Source organism: Actinomadura oligospora ATCC 43269, assembly GCF_000518265.1.
Taxonomy (GTDB): Bacteria; Actinomycetota; Actinomycetes; order Streptosporangiales; family Streptosporangiaceae; genus Spirillospora; species Spirillospora oligospora.
The window spans coordinates 310611-325471 of the sequence record NZ_KI912411.1 but is presented as its reverse complement, the minus strand read 5'-3'; the positions used below and the strand labels follow the sequence as shown (position 1 = coordinate 325471).

The window sequence follows — 14861 nt, the reverse complement described above, 5'->3', positions numbered from 1 at the left end:
GGCAGGTCGAGCGTCACGGGCGTGTCCGCGGCGGGGCCGGACGGCTCCTCGGGAACGGGCGGCGCGTCGAGCTGGTCGGGGAGTTGGCGGGCGTGAGCGGCGTCGGCTCTGCGCGTCGCCCCGGGGATGTACGCCGGATATGCCCCTGGGCCGATGGCCTGGGAAGAGGTGACATCCGCCGGCCGACGCGGTGGATCGTGGTCCGTTCCTAGATTCGTGGTCATGACGAATGCACCGGTGATCGATCTTCGCGACACGACGAAGAACGACGACGGCCCGCCCGTCCGTCCCCACCGGTGGCGCGACGGGCCGCGTTGGCCGGCGTTCGTACTGATCGGCGCCGGGCTGGCACTGGTCCCGTGGTTGTTCGTGCTCGCGTTCGACCTTCCGGCCACGGCGGTCGCCACGCATTGGTCGACGGCGTGGGCGGGGTTCGACGGCTTGGAGGCGCTCGGTCTGATCACCACAGGCGTGCTCCTCGCCCGCCGTGGCCCTCGCGGCTGCCTGGCGGCGGCCGCGACCGCGCCGCTGCCGGTCGTGGACGCCTGGTTCGACGTCGTCACGGCCACGCCGGGCGGCGACCGGGCCACGGCCGTTGCGATGGCGGTCTTCCTCGAGCTGCCCCTGGCGATCACCTGCGCCGTCCTGGCCGTCAGGACGTTCCCGCGCCGGGATCCCGCGCCGAGCCTTCCCCACGGCGCCTGAACACCATCACCACTCACTGGAGGAACAATGACCGTACTGACCGCTCGCCGTACCCGCTGGGGACTGGCCGCCGCCGGCGGCGCCGCGGCGGCCGCGTGGTGGTTCGGCGACCGGGCGCCCTACCCGTATGCCCAGCGGGGCCTGCTCGACGTTCCCCTGCCGTACCTGACGTGCGCCGGTCTCGACCAGGTGCTCCGCCCCCGCCCCGGCGAACGGATCCTCGAGATCGGCCCCGGCACCGGCCTGCAGTCACTGCACGTGGCGCCGCAGCTCGGCCCGGAGGGGCGGCTCGACGTCGTCGACATCCAGCCGGAGATGCTCGACCACCTGACCCGCCGCGCCGAGGAGCGCGGCCTCACGAACATCACCGCGACCGAGTCCGACGCCCGGACGCTGCCGTTCGCGGAGCAGACCTTCGACGGCGTCTACCTCGTCACCGCGCTCGGCGAGATCCCCGAGCCGGAACGGGTCCTCCAGGAGGCCGCGCGGGTCCTCGCACCGACGGGACGGCTGGTGGTGGGGGAGTTCTTCGACCGGCACTGGATCCCGTTCGGCCGGCTCCACCGCCTCGCCGACGCGGCCGGTCTCCACCTGGACACACGACGCGGCCCGACCCTGGCCTACCTGGCCCGCTTCCAGCCCTGCCGCAGCTCGCACCCGGTCCCCGTCCCCGCCTGACGCATCCTCGGCGGGAGGCTTCAGGTGATCTCTGGCGGCCGCCGCCGGCGGCGGCCTCGTGCAGCAGGCGGGTGAATCCCGCCCGGTCCAGGGAGATCCGGCGGCTGGAGGTCGCCGGGTCCTCACAGACGGGGGCGCCGGAGGCCGCCAGCCCTGCCGAACGCAAGGCCTACCAGGCGTACGCCACCCGCATCACCACCGCCGAACAGCAGTCCTCCATCTGGTCTGGTGGGACCCCAACACAAGATCTGCCCCTGAGCGCACAGGGGCATGGCTGCCCGAGGAACCGCTCGAGCCCAGCCGTTGGGTGTGCCACGCGTTCGTCGGCCACCGCCTCAGTTCGGCCGATCCGGTGCTGACGCAGGCTCGGGGGCGGACGGCAGGCGTGCGTCGCGCATGATCTGCTCCACCGTTGCGTGCAGGGACTGGTCGGGGCCGATCACTGTCTCGTGGGGGCAGGGCAGGAGGTCCCGTGCGCGGTACCAACGAGCCATCTCCCGTTCCCCGAAATGGTGAGCGTTGGGCTTGGTCGTGTGGCGCCGCAACGTCTCCTCGAACGGGATGTCCAGGTAGTACAGGTGGCTGGGGCCTGGGTGGTCGGTGACCAGCGCCTCGAGCATCGCGCCATAACGGCCGCTGTAGAGAATCCCCTCGAGCAGCACGTGATATCCGTGCCCCAGGCTCCAGCGGACGATGGTGTCGATCAGGTCGATGTTCGCCGCACCCGGAACATCACGCTCCCGCAGGATCTCCCGGCGGACGACGTCCTGTGCGACAACGGCAAGGTCCCGGTGCCCGTGGCGACGCCGAACCTCAGCCGCGACGCTGGACTTGCCCGAACCGGAGTTGCCGCGCAGCACGATCAACGCCTGCGCCCCTTGCCCGCGCCCCCGAACTGCGACCATCAGCCCATTTGAAGGCCCGACACGCGCCCACCGCCACCGGTTCACAGAACACGACCCCCTGGTGACGGGCCGAGGATCACTGAGCGGGACGGCAGGTTCGGACGGGCGGCTATAGCGTGGTTGTTGTGAGGGTCCTCGTCGTCGGTGGGAGCGGGTTCCTCGGCAGTGAGGTCGCCCGGCAGGCGCTGGACGCGGGGCATGAGGTGGCCGCGACTTATAAGACGCGTCCGACCGACGGGGTCGGCGCGGAGTGGCACGCCCTGGACGTTCGGGACCGCCGACAGGTCGCCGACCTGGTGGCTGCAGGCGAGCCGGACCTGGTGGTCAACGCCGCCTTTCGGCAGGACGACTGGGCGAGCACCGCCGACGGTGCTGCGCACGTTGCCGTCGCCGCGGCTTCGGTGGGTGCTCGGTTGGTTCACGTCTCCAGTGACGCCGTGTTCTCGGGGCGTGCGGTCCGTTATGACGAGACGTCGGTGCCGGACCCGACCACGTCCTATGGCGCTGCCAAGGCCGCGGCTGAGACCGCGATCAAAGCCATCAGCCCGGCTGCGGTGATCGCCCGCACTTCGCTGATCATCGGTGACGGCGGGTCTGTGCACGAACGCCGAGTCCATGCTCTGGTCGCGGGACGGGACGACGGTGTGCTGTTCACTGATGACGTGCGCTGCCCTGTCCACGTCGGTGACCTGGCTGCGGCGCTGCTTGAGCTCGCGTCGGCTGGTCAGGGTGGTGTCTGCCATGTCGCCGGTGCCGACGCGGTGAGCCGTCATGAGCTGGGAGTTCTGATCGCTCGCCGGGACGGCCTCGACGTGGGTGCGGTGCCGTCCGGGCGGCGGGGCGATGTCGGGTTGCGCGGGCCGGTCGATATTCGGCTTGACTGCACTGTCACTCAACGGCGGCTGCGCACCAGGCTTCGTGGGGCGCGGCAGTTCCTCAGGGGTTGAAGCCGGAAGAGGATCGGCTGCTTCTTCGCGTGGGCTCACTGGTGGTTTATGACCTCGGAGAGAGCGGCGATCAGGGTTGTGGCTCCGGCGGCTTGGAGGCGGGCGGCGGGGGTCAGGGCGGTGAAGCCGAGGACGTCCATGCCTGCGGCGCGGGCGGCGAGGACGCCGTTGGGGCTGTCCTCGACGACCAGGCAATCGTGGGCGTGGACGCCGAGTGATGCCGCGGCGTGCAGGAAGAGGTCGGGGGCGGGTTTGCCCACGCCGCCCACGTCCTCGGCGCTGAAAACGATCTCGGGACGGAGGTGGTCGCGCAGGCCCGTCCGGTCGAGGGTGAGGTCGATCCAGGCGCGGTCGGACGACGAGGCCAGGCAGTAGGGGATGCCGCGTCGGCGCAGTTCGGTGAGGAGGTCGGCGGCTCCGGGCGTGGCGGTGAGGTCCTGGCGGAAGGCGGCGAAGACGCGTTCGTGCCAGCGTGCGATGAAGTCGTCGGGGAGGTGGCCGCCGTACCGGTCGGCGACCACCTCGTGGACGTTGCGTCCGGCGGTGCCGAGGAAGTGGTGGACGGACTCCTCGAGCGTCATCGGGAAGCCCAGCTCGGTCAGGTAGCCGGACAGGATCCGGTGCGAGATGCGCTCGCTGTCGACGAGCACCCCGTCGTTGTCGAAGATGACCAGTTTGTGGGACATGCGTGAACTCCAAAAGCGCCGGACGGTCAGCCGAGGACGGATCGGTAGTGGGTGGTGAGGCGTCCGGTGTCGTCCAGGATGTGGAACGCGAGCGCCGGTGGCTGGTCGAGATAGACGTAGTCCTCGGGGCGTGGGCGCTGTTCCCACGGCAGGCGGAGCGTGGAGACCACTCCCGGGGCGACCAGCAGCGGACGTCCGGCGAACGTGGTGGCCGCGGCGGTGTGGGCGTGTCCGGACAGGAAGGCCACCAGGTTGGGATGGTGGTCGGCGAGGGCCTCGAGCCGTTCGGTGTGGAACTGGCGGATGCCGTCGATGAAGGGGTCGTGCAGCAGGGCGGGCGGGTGGTGGAATCCGACGAGGATGGGTGTCGTCTCCGGGGCTTCCGCCAGGACGTGAGCGAGCCAGTCCAGGGTTTCGTCCTCCAGCAAGCCCTCGTCCGCGCCCGGTATCGAGGAGTCGCAGAGCGCGATGACGGCACCGCCGACATTGCGTACCTCGTTGATCGGGGCCTTCGAGGTCGGCTGGCGCAGCAGGAATTCCCGGAAGGCGGGACGGTCGTCGTGGTTGCCGGGGCAGACCATGACGGGGTGTCGTGAGGCGAGCAGCTCGCGGGCGAGTTCGTACTCCTCCGGACGGCCGTGGTCGGCGATGTCCCCGGTGACCAGGACGGCGTCCAGGTCGTGGGGAAGGCCCTCGAGGTAGGTCATGACGGCCCGGGTGCGCTCGGTGCTGCGCTCACCGGTGTCAAGGTGGACGTCGCTGACATGGGCGATCACGATCAACGCGGGTGGTCCCTTCGTGCGGCGGGAGATCCGGATCCCGACACTAGAAGGCGACTGGACCAGAAATAAGATCCAGTCTCATGACACGTTCTTGGTCCAGTTCGGGCCTCGACCTGCATCTCGACCTTCAGGTCACCGGCAGGCGGCGGGCGGGCCTGGAGTCCGCCCTGCGCGCGGCGATCCAGGACGGACGTCTGCCCGCCGGGACGCTCCTGCCGTCCACGCGGGGGCTGGCGCAGGACCTCGGCCTCTCCCGGGGCACCGTCACGGCCGCCTACGACCAGCTGGCCGAGGAGGGGATCCTGGCCACGCGACCGGGGGCGGGCACCACCGTGGTGGGATTGACGTCGCGTGCGCCGGAGGGTGAGCCGTCACCGCCGAGCGGGCCGCCGCGTCCCCGTCACGATCTGCGGCCCGGACGTCCCGACCTCACCGCGTTTCCCACCAACGCCTGGCTCGCGGCGACGCGGCGGGTGCTGAACGGCTCCCGTCCTGAGGTCTTCGCGGCCGGTGACCCCCAAGGACGGATCGAGCTGCGCCGCGCGCTCGCCGACTACCTCGGTCGCACGCGCGGCGTCGTCGCCTCACCCGACCGGATCGTGATCACGTCCGGCTACTACCAGGGTGTGCGCCTGCTCAGCGGCGTGCTGGCCGCTGGGGGAGCGACGTCCGCCGCGGTCGAGGACCCCGGCCACAACGTCTTCCGCCAGGCCGTCCAGCGTGGCGGGATCTCCACCACGCCGCTGCCGGTCGACGGGCAGGGCGCCCGCGTGGACCTGATGCCGACGGACGCCGGGGCCGTGTTCCTCACGCCCTCGCACCAGTACCCGACCGGTGTGCCGCTCCACCCCGTCCGCCGCCAGGAGGTGTGCGCGTGGGCACGGTCCACGGGTGGTGTGATCGTCGAGGACGACTACGACGGCGAGTTCCGCTACGAGCGCCAACCCGTCGGGGCTTTGCAGGGGATCGCGCCCGACCACGTCGTCTACTGCGGGACGGCTTCCAAGACGCTGAGCCCGGCGCTGCGCCTGGCATGGATGGTGCTCCCTCCCCGCCTCGTGCCCGACGTCGTGCGAGCCAAGCAGGACGCCGACCTGTACACCGAAACCCTCAGCCAGCTGGTCCTCGCGGACCTCATCGCCGGGCACGTCCATGACCGCCATGTTCGAGCGGCCCGCCTGCGCTACCGCCGTCGCCGCGCCCTCCTGCTCGACCGTGTCGCCGCCGTTCCCGGCCTGGCCGTCCACGGAGTGCCTGCCGGACTGCACAGCCTGCTCACCCTTCCGGACGACGGCCCGTCCGAAGCCGAGGCAATGGACCGCTGCGCGGCGCACGGCGTCGCGATCCGCGGCCTTTCCGAACTCCACCACGACCCCGTTGGCCGTCCCGGGGGACTCCTGGTCGGCTTCGCCGCCCCCTCAGAACGCGCCTACCCGGCAGCCCTGGACGCCCTGTTCACAGCCCTCGCCTGAAGCGCGCGGAGCCGTTCGGCTCGTTCGACGCACCGGACGGTCGACGCCCTTCTCCTTCGATCGCGCACCGGGCGGAGATCGTCCTCAACGCTTCCAGGAGCTCGGGCGGGCCGTCCACGGTGAAGTCGGCGTCGAGCATGAGGATGTGCAGGGCGAGCTGGTGAGGGGTGTCGGCGCCCGCGTGGACGACGCACGTGTCGTCGTCCACCGGGTCCACCCGCACCGCGCTGGGCACCGTGACCGAGTCGGCCGGGGCATGGACGATCACCTCCGCGCGGTACCGGAAGAGCGCCGTGTCCACGCCTCGCGGGACCAGGTCGGGCGGTGGCGACTCGCGGGGAGTGAAACGGGGGCCGTGCGGGATCCGCAGTGTCATCCGGTCGGCGCGGAACGTCCGCCAGTCCTGTTGGCGCACGTCCCAGGCGACCAGGTACCAGCGTCGGTTCATGTGGACGAGCCGGTACGGCTCGACGTCCCGGACCTGGTCGTCACCGGCGTGCGTGCGGTAGTCGAAGCGCAGCCGGTGACGGTCCCGGCAGGCGGCGCTGATGGTCGTGAGGGTCTCGGCGTCGACGGGGGCGCCGGCCGCGGTGATCGGCGTGGTGTGACTGTGCAGCGCGTTGACCCGGCTGCGCAGCCGCGACGGGAGCACCTGCTCCAGCTTGGCCAGCGCCCGCACCGACGTCTCCTCGATGCCGGTGACCGCGCCACCGGCGGCGGTGCGCAGGCCCACGGCCACCGCGACCGCTTCCTCGTCATCGAGCAGCAGGGGAGGCAACGTCCCTCCTGCCCCCAGGCGGTAGCCACCGATCGCGCCCATCGTGGCCTGGATCGGGTAGCCGAGGCCGCGCAGCTCGTCGATGTCGTACCGGATCGTGCGCGGGCTGACCTCCAGGCGTTGGGCCAACTCCGAACCCGACCATTCGGAACGGGTCTGCAACAGGGAGAGCAGCATCAGAAGCCGGGAAGCCGTCATCTAGGCAACGATATTGCCTACATGGGATGGAGGGTGATCCCCATAGAACCCTTCATCATCAACATTCCCCAGGCCGACCTCGACGACCTCCGCGAGCGGCTGGGCAGGACGCGCCTCCCCAGCGAGGTCCCCGGCGCGGGTTGGGAGCGGGGCGTCCCCGTCTCCCACCTCTCCGAGCTCATCGAGTACTGGACGACGACCTACGACTGGCGAGTCCACGAGGCCGAACTCAACGCCCACCCGCAGTTCATCACCGAGATCGACGGCCAGCGGATCCACTTCCTGCACGTCCGCTCGGACGACCCGGACGCGCTGCCGCTGATCCTCACCCACGGCTGGCCCAGCTCCGTCGTGGAGTTCCTGGACGTGATCGAGCCGCTGTCCCGGGACTTCCACCTGGTCATCCCGTCCCTTCCGGGATTCGGATTCTCCGGGCCGCAGCCGGACGGAGGCTGGACGCTCGACCGCATCGCCCGCGCCTGGGCCGAGCTCATGGCGCGCCTGGGCTACGACAGGTACGGCGCGCACGGCGGCGACTGGGGATCGGGCGTCGCCCGGGAACTCGGACGCGTCGACCCCGACCACCTGGTCGGAATCCACATCAACTACCTGCTGACCTTCCCCACCGGCCCCGTCGACGACCTCGACGAGTCCGACCGCGCCCGGCTCGAGGGCCTCGAGCGCTTCACCGGCGACCTCGGCGGATCCATGGCCGTCCAGTCCACCCGTCCGCAGACCCTCGCCTACGGCCTGGCCGACTCACCCGCCGGACAGCTCGCCTGGATCGCCGAGAAGTTCAAGGAGTGGACCGACGGGGAGATCGACCGCGACCGGCTGCTCACCAACGTGACGATCTACTGGCTGACGAACACCGCCTCCTCGTCCGCCCAGCTCTACTGGGAGTTCGCCCACGCCTGGAGCAGGCCGGAGCGCTCACCGGTGCCCACCGGCGTGGCCGTCTTCCCGCACGACGTGGCGCTGCCCGTCCGCAAGCTCGCCGAGCAGACCGACACGATCGTCCACTGGACGGAGTTCGACCACGGCGGCCACTTCGCCGCCCTGGAGCAGCCGAAACTCCTCGCCGAAGACATCCGCGCCTTCTACCGCTCCCTCTGACCGCCTGCTGCTCCAGGGGCCCCGGTGCGGGTTCGCGCCGGGGCCCCTTCGGCTACCGCGGTGGGGTCAGGTCTCCTTGGTGTCGATCCAGGGGTCGATGCCCGGCGTCAGCCTTCCCGCGCCACAGCGGGCTCGCCTGGGATCGGTGTATCCCGTCCATTGGCTGTAGTAGTAGTGGCCGTCGGTGCAGGAGACACCGGTACGCCACTTGCCGCCGTTGGTCGCCGTGCACACTCCCATGCCGCTGCTCGAACTCTCCCTCCACGCATGGCATCCGGTCGGATTGCCGAGAACGGCCGCCTGGGCGGGCGCGGCGGCGATGAGCGGAGCGGCGGCGGCCACCGCCACGAAGGCGAGCGTGCCGAATCGGGCCGACTTGCGCATGTGTCCCACTTTCATCCTGCGAAGGTGTCGGTCCAGACGTGGCTGATGGTCGTCCCGGAAGGGCAGTCCTTGCTGGCCGGGGTCGAGGTGTACTTTCGCGGCGTGTAGTAGTTCTGGCCGTTGCATTGGATACCCAGCCGCCAGGAGCCGCCGTCGGACATGTCGGAGCAGGCCCCGCGTCCGCGGACGGACGAGGTGATGCGTGACCAGCAGCCGTCCGGGGTGGCGAGGGCGGCGGGCGCCACGGCCGTGAAGAGACCGGCCGTGGTGGTGATCGCCAGGCCGAACCCGGTGAGCCGGGAGACGTGCCTTACCTTCATTCATGCTCCTTCGCGTCGTGCGCGGCCGTGTGATTTCGATGCGCGGGTGTTCGCGTGTTCCGACCGTTCCTCCTTCATCATTCGAGGAGGGAGACGAAGCCGTGCTCGCCGCGCTCGTGGACAGCCTGTCCGTGCCCTCAGGAGCGGGCCAGAGCCGCTGGTGGTCGGCTTTGGTCGGTCTTGGTCGACCCGGGATGACCTGCGACTATGGCCTTCCCAACAGTGCGGCCGCAGCCGTGATGCCTGGTGACTACATGCCCGTGCGCGGATCGGCCTCGATGGTGAACGCCTGCGCGATCCCGCCGGGATCACAGGTGGACAGGAAAACGGGAAGCCCGGGACGCGCGGGCGCCTCTATGCAGAGTTCGGTATGCGCGATTCTGAGCTGATAGGCGTCCGGACCGGCCTTGGAACGCACAAGCCAAAAGCGGTCGGCCGTGTTCGCGCCTTTCCGTCCGCAGAAGTCGTCGTCCACCTCGCCGCGTACCTCGACCCGGCGGACCCCCATGCACCCCGGACCGAGTTCGGGGTGGCGCGTGGTGATGACGTAGCTGCCGTCCGGCTGGAGTTGGAGCGACCGTGCGGGGAAGGCGTAGGCGCAGGACATCGGGAAGATCCGGCCGTCAACGTCCCGGCGAGCCGACAGGCAGCGGCCCGTCTGGGCCGATCGGATGCGGCTCTTCACCAAGGCCGCCGGACGTGCCGGAGTCGGCGCGGACTGGGCCTGCGGCGACGGCGAAACGTGGTCTGCCGGTGCGCTTCCCCGCGTGAGCGCTGTGCCGACCAGCAGGAACATCAGCACACCGACGAGCCTTGACACCCGCGCGACCCGATCGCGTCGTGCGTTGCCGCTCACCGGCGGACGCGACGGTCCGGCGATCACCGGAGGCGCGCTCGTGATCGTTGCCGGGGCCGGAATCCGTGCAGGGTTCGTGGGCGCGGCGGGCGGCGTTGGCGCGGATGGGGTCGCCTGCGCCTGTTCCATGGCCAGTTGTCGGCGAACGCTCACCCACGCGGACACGGTCTCCGCCGAGCAACCGCAGGCACGAACGAAAGCGGCGACGAGCTCTTCTCTGGGCAGGGTGTCCCGTCGAAGCGCGGTCACCAGCGTGCTGTGCGGCAGCGGGACGCCATGGGCGGCGGATCGCCGTTCCACCTGCCGGAAGGTCAAGCCCGACCAGGCCCTCAACTGCCGCATGGCGGCGACGAACTCGCGCGCGTCCTTCGCCCGCCGGGGATCCGGGCGGTCCGGGGAAGGCGGCTGATCCTGCATGTGACAACCCCCAACGCCGGCTCATCGCCGCCAACGAAGAGCCTGACGAATCGTCAAGATCCACCGAGAAGACCATACGCATCCGCCCGGGTGGCGAACAGCCCAACGCGACGGCCCCCAACGAAGCCGCCGCAAGTGGAGGCGAGGGGGGTGACGTCTCAGGGGCGGGGTCGGGCCCGCTCGCGGGTTGCAAGTTAGGTAAGGCTTCCCTAATCTACGGGCACCCCGTAGCCCACCTGGGAAGGAACCCCCTTCATGACCACCGTCAACCGGTACGCCGACCTCGCCCGGCCTCATGTCCTCGCGCTCTTCCGGCTCGTCGTCGGCTTCCTCTTCGCCTGCCACGGCGCCTCGTCGCTCTTCGGCGTCTTCGGCGGCGCGATGGGGACCGGAGCCACCGTCGACACCGGCGTCTGGCCCGGCTGGTACGCGGCCGTGATCCAGCTCGTGTGCGGTGTCCTGGTCGTCGGCGGCCTGTTCACCCGTCCGGCCGCGCTGCTCGCGTCCGGTTCGATGGCCTACGCCTACTTCGTCGAGCACCAGTCCGACGCGCTGCTGCCGCTGCAGAACCACGGCGAGCTGGCCGCCATGTTCAGCTGGGCCTTCCTGCTCCTGGTCTTCACCGGCCCCGGCGCCTTCGCCCTCGACCGTCTGCTGAACGCCCGCAGCAAGGCCGAGCCGACCCCCGCCGCCGCGTCCTGACGCGCCGTCCCGTCCGGCGTGCCTGACGCGACCCGACATATCCCCTGAACAACCTGCCAGGAGCAGCCGTGACGCCCGACGATCCGCCCCTCACCCGGGGCCTGTTCCTGGTCGACATCGACGGCACGGTCGCCCTCCGCCGTCCGGGACCCGACGAGCGCGCCCCCCACGACTGGCACCGCGTCGGCGAAGACCTACCCAATCAACCGGTCATCACCGTCGTCCAGGCCCTCGCCGCCTCCGGACACCGCATCACGTGAGCTGTACAAACGCCACATCCGCCCGATCGGCCCGGTCACGGCGGTTCTAGACGACCGCTCCACGGTCGTCGCGATGTGGCGCAGCCTCGGCCTCACCGTCCTCCAGGTCGCCGAGGGCAACTTCTAACCCCTGCCCCCGAGAACCTGCGCAACCAAACGCTCCACCGGAAGGCGCTGACAACGACGCAGTGGCGAGCGCTTCGCGCCTGCCGGGACCCGCCAGGGTTGCTCAGTCCCACTCGAGCGTCCCCTTGTCGGTCGGGTAGGGGCGGAGTCCGTCGATCGGACCTTGGTTCTCCAGTGCCCCGGCGATGTCGGCGAGCATGGAGGCGACGCTGGCCCATCGCGGTTTCCCGTCGGTGAAGACCCTGTCGAACTCCCGCACACATCCGTGCTCGCTGCCTGACCGCAGATCGACGATCAGATCGAGGCCTCCGCTGCTGGCGGCGATGGGCAAGAAGCCCCGCAGCCACATCCCCGCGTGAGTACCGGCGGGCTGGGCCTGCGCCCACGTGAAGTCCTCCTCGGTGAGCCAGCCGTTCTCGATGCCCTGGTCATGCCAGACCTGCCACCAGATCCGGCGACTGTGCAGAGCGTGCTCGATGCCGCAGGGACCGAAGGAAGGAAGCAGGCGGCACTCGCGGCCCCAGGCATCAGGATTGCTTCCGTTCGCCCGCCGCCACCAAGCCACCAGATCGGCTGGCAGATCGACACCGACCGCTGCCCGTGCCGCGGCAATGTCGTCGTCGCTGGCAGGTGCGGCGATCTGGTCCAGGGTGGCTGGTGCGTGCTCGGCCAACCAGGCGAGGATCCGGTCCCAGGATCGATCAACAGTCGGCTCCACCACCCCATGATCGCAGCGCCGGCCCTGCCGCCGAGCGCTTTGCCACTTTTGCGATCTGGAAAGGGTGTGTAGTTCCGGCAGGGTGAGCTCGTTGAGCTGGACTGAGTCTGGTCGCTGGTGTGCTCAGCGGGGGAGCCAGTCGAGGGCCGCTGGCGCGGAATTGAGGATGGAGATGTGTCCATCGCCCGCGGACAGCCACAGTTGTGCTGTGCGGCAGTGGCGTGCGAGCCACTGCCCATGGGAGCTGGGGACGATCCGGTCCTGTCCGCCGTGCAGGACGAGGAGAGCTGCGGTGATGTCGGCGGGGTCGCACCCCCATGGGGCGACGTAGGCGAGATCGTCGTCGATAAGCCCGTCGAGACCGCTTGCGACTGCGGGGCCCAAGACCTCGTCGAACCACGACCATTCACCCGCGAGCGCGGCGTGATCGGCCTGAGTGAACATGCCCGGGTCGAACCGGGCGCTCGCCTCGTGGCTCTCCTTCGCCGCACGACCTGCGGCAGCGGCACGCAACGACTCCGCACCGCAGGCCGCCATGCCGCTGAACCAGTCCAGCCGCTCGGCGTCACGCGGGGCGAGCGCGGCGATGCTGATCACGCCGAGGACACGGTCGCCCAGCAGCGCACCGCAGGCCAGGGCGTGGCAGCCGCCGCCGGAATGCCCCACGACCGCGAACCGGCCGATGCCCAGTGAGTCGGCGATGGCCGAGACATGGGCGGCCGCTGACCCCACGTCCCGGCCCGGGGTCGGGCTGGAACCGCCGTAGCCGGGCCGGTCATAGGACACCCAGCGGATGGCCCGCCTGGCACCGGCAGGGAACAGGGGCCGGGGAGGGGCTCCGATGTTCGGCGTGCCGTGGTGCCAGAAGACCGTCAGGTGACCGGAGTCAGCGACCGTCCCGGTGTCATAGACGTGCAGGGTGCGGTCGCTGTCCACCTTCAGGTCAAACTCGGTGACCTCCATGGGCGCACCGTACCGACCACGACCGACGGATTCAGGGGACCGAGCAATCGAGGATTCGGCCGTCAATTGTTCCTATGACAAGGCGACCAGGCGACGATGCGGCAAGTGACAGTGCGATTGTCGTGACGGCTCCGATCTGGAGGCGGTCGCTCCAGCGCACGGCGCCCGTGGCCGCGTTGAGGGCCACGATCGTTCCGGACGTGAACGCGGCGTAGACGGTGCCATCGGCGACGTCGAGGGACGTCACGTTGTGGTCGGCGGTGAAGACCCACGCGGCGGTCCCGTCGGGGAGTGCGCGACGCGCGACGAAAGCGTTGCCCGGCAGCAGGCCGCGGCCGTTGTGGACGGCTCCGCCATGCACGATCGCCTCGCCGACGGCGTCGTGGACGTAGGCGGCGGGGCCGCCGAACAGGTGGCCGTTGCGGGCTGTGTCCCATTCGAGCGGGAACAGCTCGGTGACCGTGTGGGTCAGCGGATCGATCCGGCTGACCCGCTTCTGCTTGACGTCCCTGTCCCCTCGGCCTTGGAGGAAGATCGGCCTTGGAGGAAGAACAGCTCCGGGCTGCGCCGGACCTCGAACGGATGGTTGAACAGGTCGAACCGGCCCAGCCGTACGCGTCCGGCCTCCTCGCCATCGGGTGAGATCAGCGACGTCTCCTGGACGGACGAGGTGTGGTCGACGTCGCGCATGGCCAGCCAGCCGTCCGTCCGGGCGGCGAGCGTCATCGAGAAGCCTGGCGCGAGCACGGCCGTGGTGGTTTTGTGTGCGTCCATCGGTTCTGGCTCAAATTCCGTGAAGCGGTCACGGAATTTGAGCCAGAACCGTTTCTCGCGGACACACTCAGCCGTGGTGTCTCCGTCGGCGAGGGAGATGTGAGCAGCCGATCCCGTGCTGCGTCGCCTGGTGGGTGGGCGATTACCAGGCGTCTGGTTCGGGGAATGCCTGGGTCAGGTCACCGGCTTGGAGGGCCTGCTCGGGGATGTAGAACATCAGTGACCCGCCGTTGGGGAACTCCCATGGGCCGTTGTTGCTGGTGAGTGTGAGCAGGTGGCGGTCGCCGTTCTCGGGGCGTGCCTTCAGGGGGGAGGTCTCTGTCATCGGCCAGCCGAACACCTGGTCGTCGGTCCTCAGGCGGCCTGGATCATGCAGCCAGGCGTCCGCGAAGCGTTCCTACACGAAGCTTCGTGGGTCGTCCTCGAACTCTTCCCGCACCTCGTCGTCGGGTTCGAAGCGCTTCCACACGTCCGGCGCGTACTCGAGGTAGGGGCCGGGGAGAGTGGTCCCGTACTCGGCGTGGAGGTGAACGATCTCGAATTCGGCCAGGGGCTCTGGGGGTGTGGCCGCAAGGGCCTGGTCCGAAGCGGCGGGAATGACCGCGCAGGTTCGGGGGTCGTTGAGGTCGAAGTCGTGGCGCAGGTCCAAGTGGAAGAAGTTGAGCAGGCCGGTCTGCAAGGGTGATTGGTCTGCTGCCCAGGGTGCCAGCTCGTCCATGTCCAGGACCGCGAACAGGCTGAGCGGAAGGCCGTCCGCCTCGGGCCAGGCCGTGCCGGGGTTCAGGAGCGCGGGTCCGCCGAGTCGGCACCGGCCTGTTGCGGGGCGTTGGGGCGAGGCCGGTGTCAGTCCGATGCCGAATCGGGTCACGTCGGCGAGCTGGTTCCCGAGGCGGTCTCCCAGGCTCTCCACACACAACGCCCGGTTGGCGGCCAGGGCACTTTCACGATCCATGCGCGGCATTCCAGCACAGGGCACCGACAACGACCTGGGGAACCAACGAACGCCATGAGCGCGTCCTCACGGGAGCTCCCCCGGTCGATGCTGCCCGATGGGCGGGCGGGCGTCCGTGAGCA

General features: G+C 70.0%; 19 protein-coding genes and 1 pseudogene. 7 read left to right on the top strand and 13 right to left on the bottom strand.

The window, feature by feature from the left end; genetic code table 11:
* Positions 1 to 222: 222 nt before the first annotated feature.
* Both P696_RS50945 and P696_RS0138425 read left to right on the top strand, forming a co-directional pair.
* Positions 223 to 705: a hypothetical protein gene (locus P696_RS50945; RefSeq protein ID WP_157430189.1), complete on the top strand. Its 483-nt coding sequence runs from the start codon at positions 223 to 225 to the stop codon at positions 703 to 705.
* A 27-nt stretch (positions 706 to 732) separates the two neighbouring features.
* Positions 733 to 1383: a class I SAM-dependent methyltransferase gene (locus tag P696_RS0138425; protein ID WP_026416482.1), complete on the top strand. Its 651-nt coding sequence runs from the start codon at positions 733 to 735 to the stop codon at positions 1381 to 1383.
* Positions 1384 to 1718: 335 nt separating this feature from the next.
* Here the strand turns inward: P696_RS0138425 and P696_RS50940 are convergent, their stop codons facing one another.
* Positions 1719 to 2243: a P-loop NTPase family protein gene (locus P696_RS50940; protein ID WP_245627993.1), complete on the bottom strand. Its 525-nt coding sequence runs from the start codon at positions 2241 to 2243 to the stop codon at positions 1719 to 1721.
* A gap of 170 nt (positions 2244 to 2413) precedes the next feature.
* Between P696_RS50940 and P696_RS0138415 the strand changes: the two genes are divergently transcribed.
* Entirely contained in the window at positions 2414 to 3235 is an 822-nt protein-coding gene (locus tag P696_RS0138415) for a sugar nucleotide-binding protein (RefSeq protein ID WP_026416481.1), read from the top strand.
* 35 nt (positions 3236 to 3270) lie between these two features.
* Here the strand turns inward: P696_RS0138415 and P696_RS0138410 are convergent, their stop codons facing one another.
* Together P696_RS0138410 and P696_RS0138405 are read right to left on the bottom strand one after the other, a co-directional pair.
* Entirely contained in the window at positions 3271 to 3921 is a 651-nt protein-coding gene (locus tag P696_RS0138410; protein ID WP_026416480.1) for an HAD family hydrolase, read from the bottom strand.
* A gap of 26 nt (positions 3922 to 3947) precedes the next feature.
* A complete protein-coding gene (locus tag P696_RS0138405; RefSeq protein ID WP_342669063.1) occupies positions 3948 to 4697 on the bottom strand; it encodes a metallophosphoesterase in 750 nt (249 codons plus the stop codon).
* Between the two features lie 86 nt (positions 4698 to 4783).
* On the opposite strand from P696_RS0138405, the gene pdxR reads away from it, so the two are divergent.
* On the top strand, positions 4784 to 6175 hold the full coding sequence (pdxR, locus tag P696_RS0138400; protein ID WP_026416478.1) for a MocR-like pyridoxine biosynthesis transcription factor PdxR: 1392 nt from the start codon (positions 4784 to 4786) through the stop codon (positions 6173 to 6175).
* On the opposite strand, the gene P696_RS0138395 is transcribed toward pdxR, so the two are convergent.
* On the bottom strand, positions 6159 to 7151 hold the full coding sequence (locus P696_RS0138395) for a helix-turn-helix transcriptional regulator (RefSeq protein ID WP_026416477.1): 993 nt from the start codon (positions 7149 to 7151) through the stop codon (positions 6159 to 6161). The genes pdxR and P696_RS0138395 overlap by 17 nt on opposite strands.
* Positions 7152 to 7172: 21 nt before the next feature.
* Between P696_RS0138395 and P696_RS0138390 the strand changes: the two genes are divergently transcribed.
* A complete protein-coding gene (locus P696_RS0138390; RefSeq protein WP_034489067.1) occupies positions 7173 to 8267 on the top strand; it encodes an epoxide hydrolase family protein in 1095 nt (364 codons plus the stop codon).
* 66 nt (positions 8268 to 8333) lie between these two features.
* Here the strand turns inward: P696_RS0138390 and P696_RS0138385 are convergent, their stop codons facing one another.
* From P696_RS0138385 to P696_RS56655, 3 genes are all read right to left on the bottom strand, one after another.
* Positions 8334 to 8666, bottom strand: coding sequence for a hypothetical protein (locus P696_RS0138385; RefSeq protein WP_157430188.1), 333 nt, complete (start codon positions 8664 to 8666; stop codon positions 8334 to 8336).
* A complete protein-coding gene (locus tag P696_RS0138380; protein ID WP_026416474.1) occupies positions 8663 to 8971 on the bottom strand; it encodes a hypothetical protein in 309 nt (102 codons plus the stop codon). Before P696_RS0138380 ends, P696_RS0138385 begins: the two co-directional genes overlap by 4 nt.
* 250 nt (positions 8972 to 9221) lie before the next feature.
* Positions 9222 to 10244 (bottom strand): helix-turn-helix domain-containing protein, encoded by a 1023-nt coding sequence (locus tag P696_RS56655; RefSeq protein ID WP_157430187.1) that lies wholly within the window; start codon positions 10242 to 10244, stop codon positions 9222 to 9224.
* Between the two features lie 255 nt (positions 10245 to 10499).
* Here P696_RS56655 and P696_RS0138370 point away from each other — a divergent pair, with 255 nt between their 5' ends.
* On the top strand, positions 10500 to 10946 hold the full coding sequence (locus P696_RS0138370) for a DoxX family protein (RefSeq protein ID WP_026416472.1): 447 nt from the start codon (positions 10500 to 10502) through the stop codon (positions 10944 to 10946).
* A 68-nt stretch (positions 10947 to 11014) separates the two neighbouring features.
* Positions 11015 to 11333: pseudogene (locus P696_RS59520) on the top strand (phosphatase domain-containing protein).
* A gap of 102 nt (positions 11334 to 11435) precedes the next feature.
* Here P696_RS59520 and P696_RS0138360 read toward each other — a convergent pair.
* From P696_RS0138360 to P696_RS0138335, 6 genes are all read right to left on the bottom strand, one after another.
* Positions 11436 to 12050 carry an SMI1/KNR4 family protein gene (locus P696_RS0138360; RefSeq protein ID WP_170026714.1) on the bottom strand — a complete coding sequence of 205 codons (615 nt, stop codon included), beginning with the start codon at positions 12048 to 12050 and terminating at the stop codon, positions 11436 to 11438.
* A gap of 123 nt (positions 12051 to 12173) precedes the next feature.
* Entirely contained in the window at positions 12174 to 13013 is an 840-nt protein-coding gene (locus P696_RS0138355; RefSeq protein ID WP_026416469.1) for an alpha/beta fold hydrolase, read from the bottom strand.
* A gap of 31 nt (positions 13014 to 13044) precedes the next feature.
* Positions 13045 to 13374 carry an outer membrane protein assembly factor BamB family protein gene (locus tag P696_RS56650; RefSeq protein ID WP_026416468.1) on the bottom strand — a complete coding sequence of 110 codons (330 nt, stop codon included), beginning with the start codon at positions 13372 to 13374 and terminating at the stop codon, positions 13045 to 13047.
* A 107-nt stretch (positions 13375 to 13481) separates the two neighbouring features.
* Positions 13482 to 13787: a hypothetical protein gene (locus tag P696_RS56645; RefSeq protein ID WP_157430185.1), complete on the bottom strand. Its 306-nt coding sequence runs from the start codon at positions 13785 to 13787 to the stop codon at positions 13482 to 13484.
* A gap of 142 nt (positions 13788 to 13929) precedes the next feature.
* Entirely contained in the window at positions 13930 to 14112 is a 183-nt protein-coding gene (locus P696_RS0138340; RefSeq protein WP_157430184.1) for a hypothetical protein, read from the bottom strand.
* A 72-nt stretch (positions 14113 to 14184) separates the two neighbouring features.
* A complete protein-coding gene (locus P696_RS0138335; protein ID WP_170026712.1) occupies positions 14185 to 14739 on the bottom strand; it encodes a DUF1963 domain-containing protein in 555 nt (184 codons plus the stop codon).
* Positions 14740 to 14861 lie beyond the last annotated feature (122 nt).

What these genes read in the sequence shown, in the direction of transcription:
- P696_RS0138340 (WP_157430184.1), bottom strand. Translation starts at nt 14,112, where the DNA reads ATGACAGAGACCTCCCCCCTGAAGGCACGCCCCGAGAACGGCGACCGC.
- P696_RS0138335 (WP_170026712.1), bottom strand. Translation starts at nt 14,739, where the DNA reads ATGGATCGTGAAAGTGCCCTGGCCGCCAACCGGGCGTTGTGTGTGGAG.
- P696_RS0138355 (WP_026416469.1), bottom strand. Translation starts at nt 13,013, where the DNA reads ATGGAGGTCACCGAGTTTGACCTGAAGGTGGACAGCGACCGCACCCTG.
- P696_RS0138385 (WP_157430188.1), bottom strand. Translation starts at nt 8,666, where the DNA reads ATGAAAGTGGGACACATGCGCAAGTCGGCCCGATTCGGCACGCTCGCC.
- P696_RS0138370 (WP_026416472.1), top strand. Translation starts at nt 10,500, where the DNA reads ATGACCACCGTCAACCGGTACGCCGACCTCGCCCGGCCTCATGTCCTC.
- P696_RS50945 (WP_157430189.1), top strand. Translation starts at nt 223, where the DNA reads ATGACGAATGCACCGGTGATCGATCTTCGCGACACGACGAAGAACGAC.
- P696_RS56645 (WP_157430185.1), bottom strand. Translation starts at nt 13,787, where the DNA reads ATGGACGCACACAAAACCACCACGGCCGTGCTCGCGCCAGGCTTCTCG.
- P696_RS0138425 (WP_026416482.1), top strand. Translation starts at nt 733, where the DNA reads ATGACCGTACTGACCGCTCGCCGTACCCGCTGGGGACTGGCCGCCGCC.
- P696_RS56655 (WP_157430187.1), bottom strand. Translation starts at nt 10,244, where the DNA reads ATGCAGGATCAGCCGCCTTCCCCGGACCGCCCGGATCCCCGGCGGGCG.
- P696_RS0138380 (WP_026416474.1), bottom strand. Translation starts at nt 8,971, where the DNA reads ATGAAGGTAAGGCACGTCTCCCGGCTCACCGGGTTCGGCCTGGCGATC.
- P696_RS0138395 (WP_026416477.1), bottom strand. Translation starts at nt 7,151, where the DNA reads ATGACGGCTTCCCGGCTTCTGATGCTGCTCTCCCTGTTGCAGACCCGT.
- pdxR (WP_026416478.1), top strand. Translation starts at nt 4,784, where the DNA reads ATGACACGTTCTTGGTCCAGTTCGGGCCTCGACCTGCATCTCGACCTT.
- P696_RS0138390 (WP_034489067.1), top strand. Translation starts at nt 7,173, where the DNA reads ATGGGATGGAGGGTGATCCCCATAGAACCCTTCATCATCAACATTCCC.
- P696_RS0138410 (WP_026416480.1), bottom strand. Translation starts at nt 3,921, where the DNA reads ATGTCCCACAAACTGGTCATCTTCGACAACGACGGGGTGCTCGTCGAC.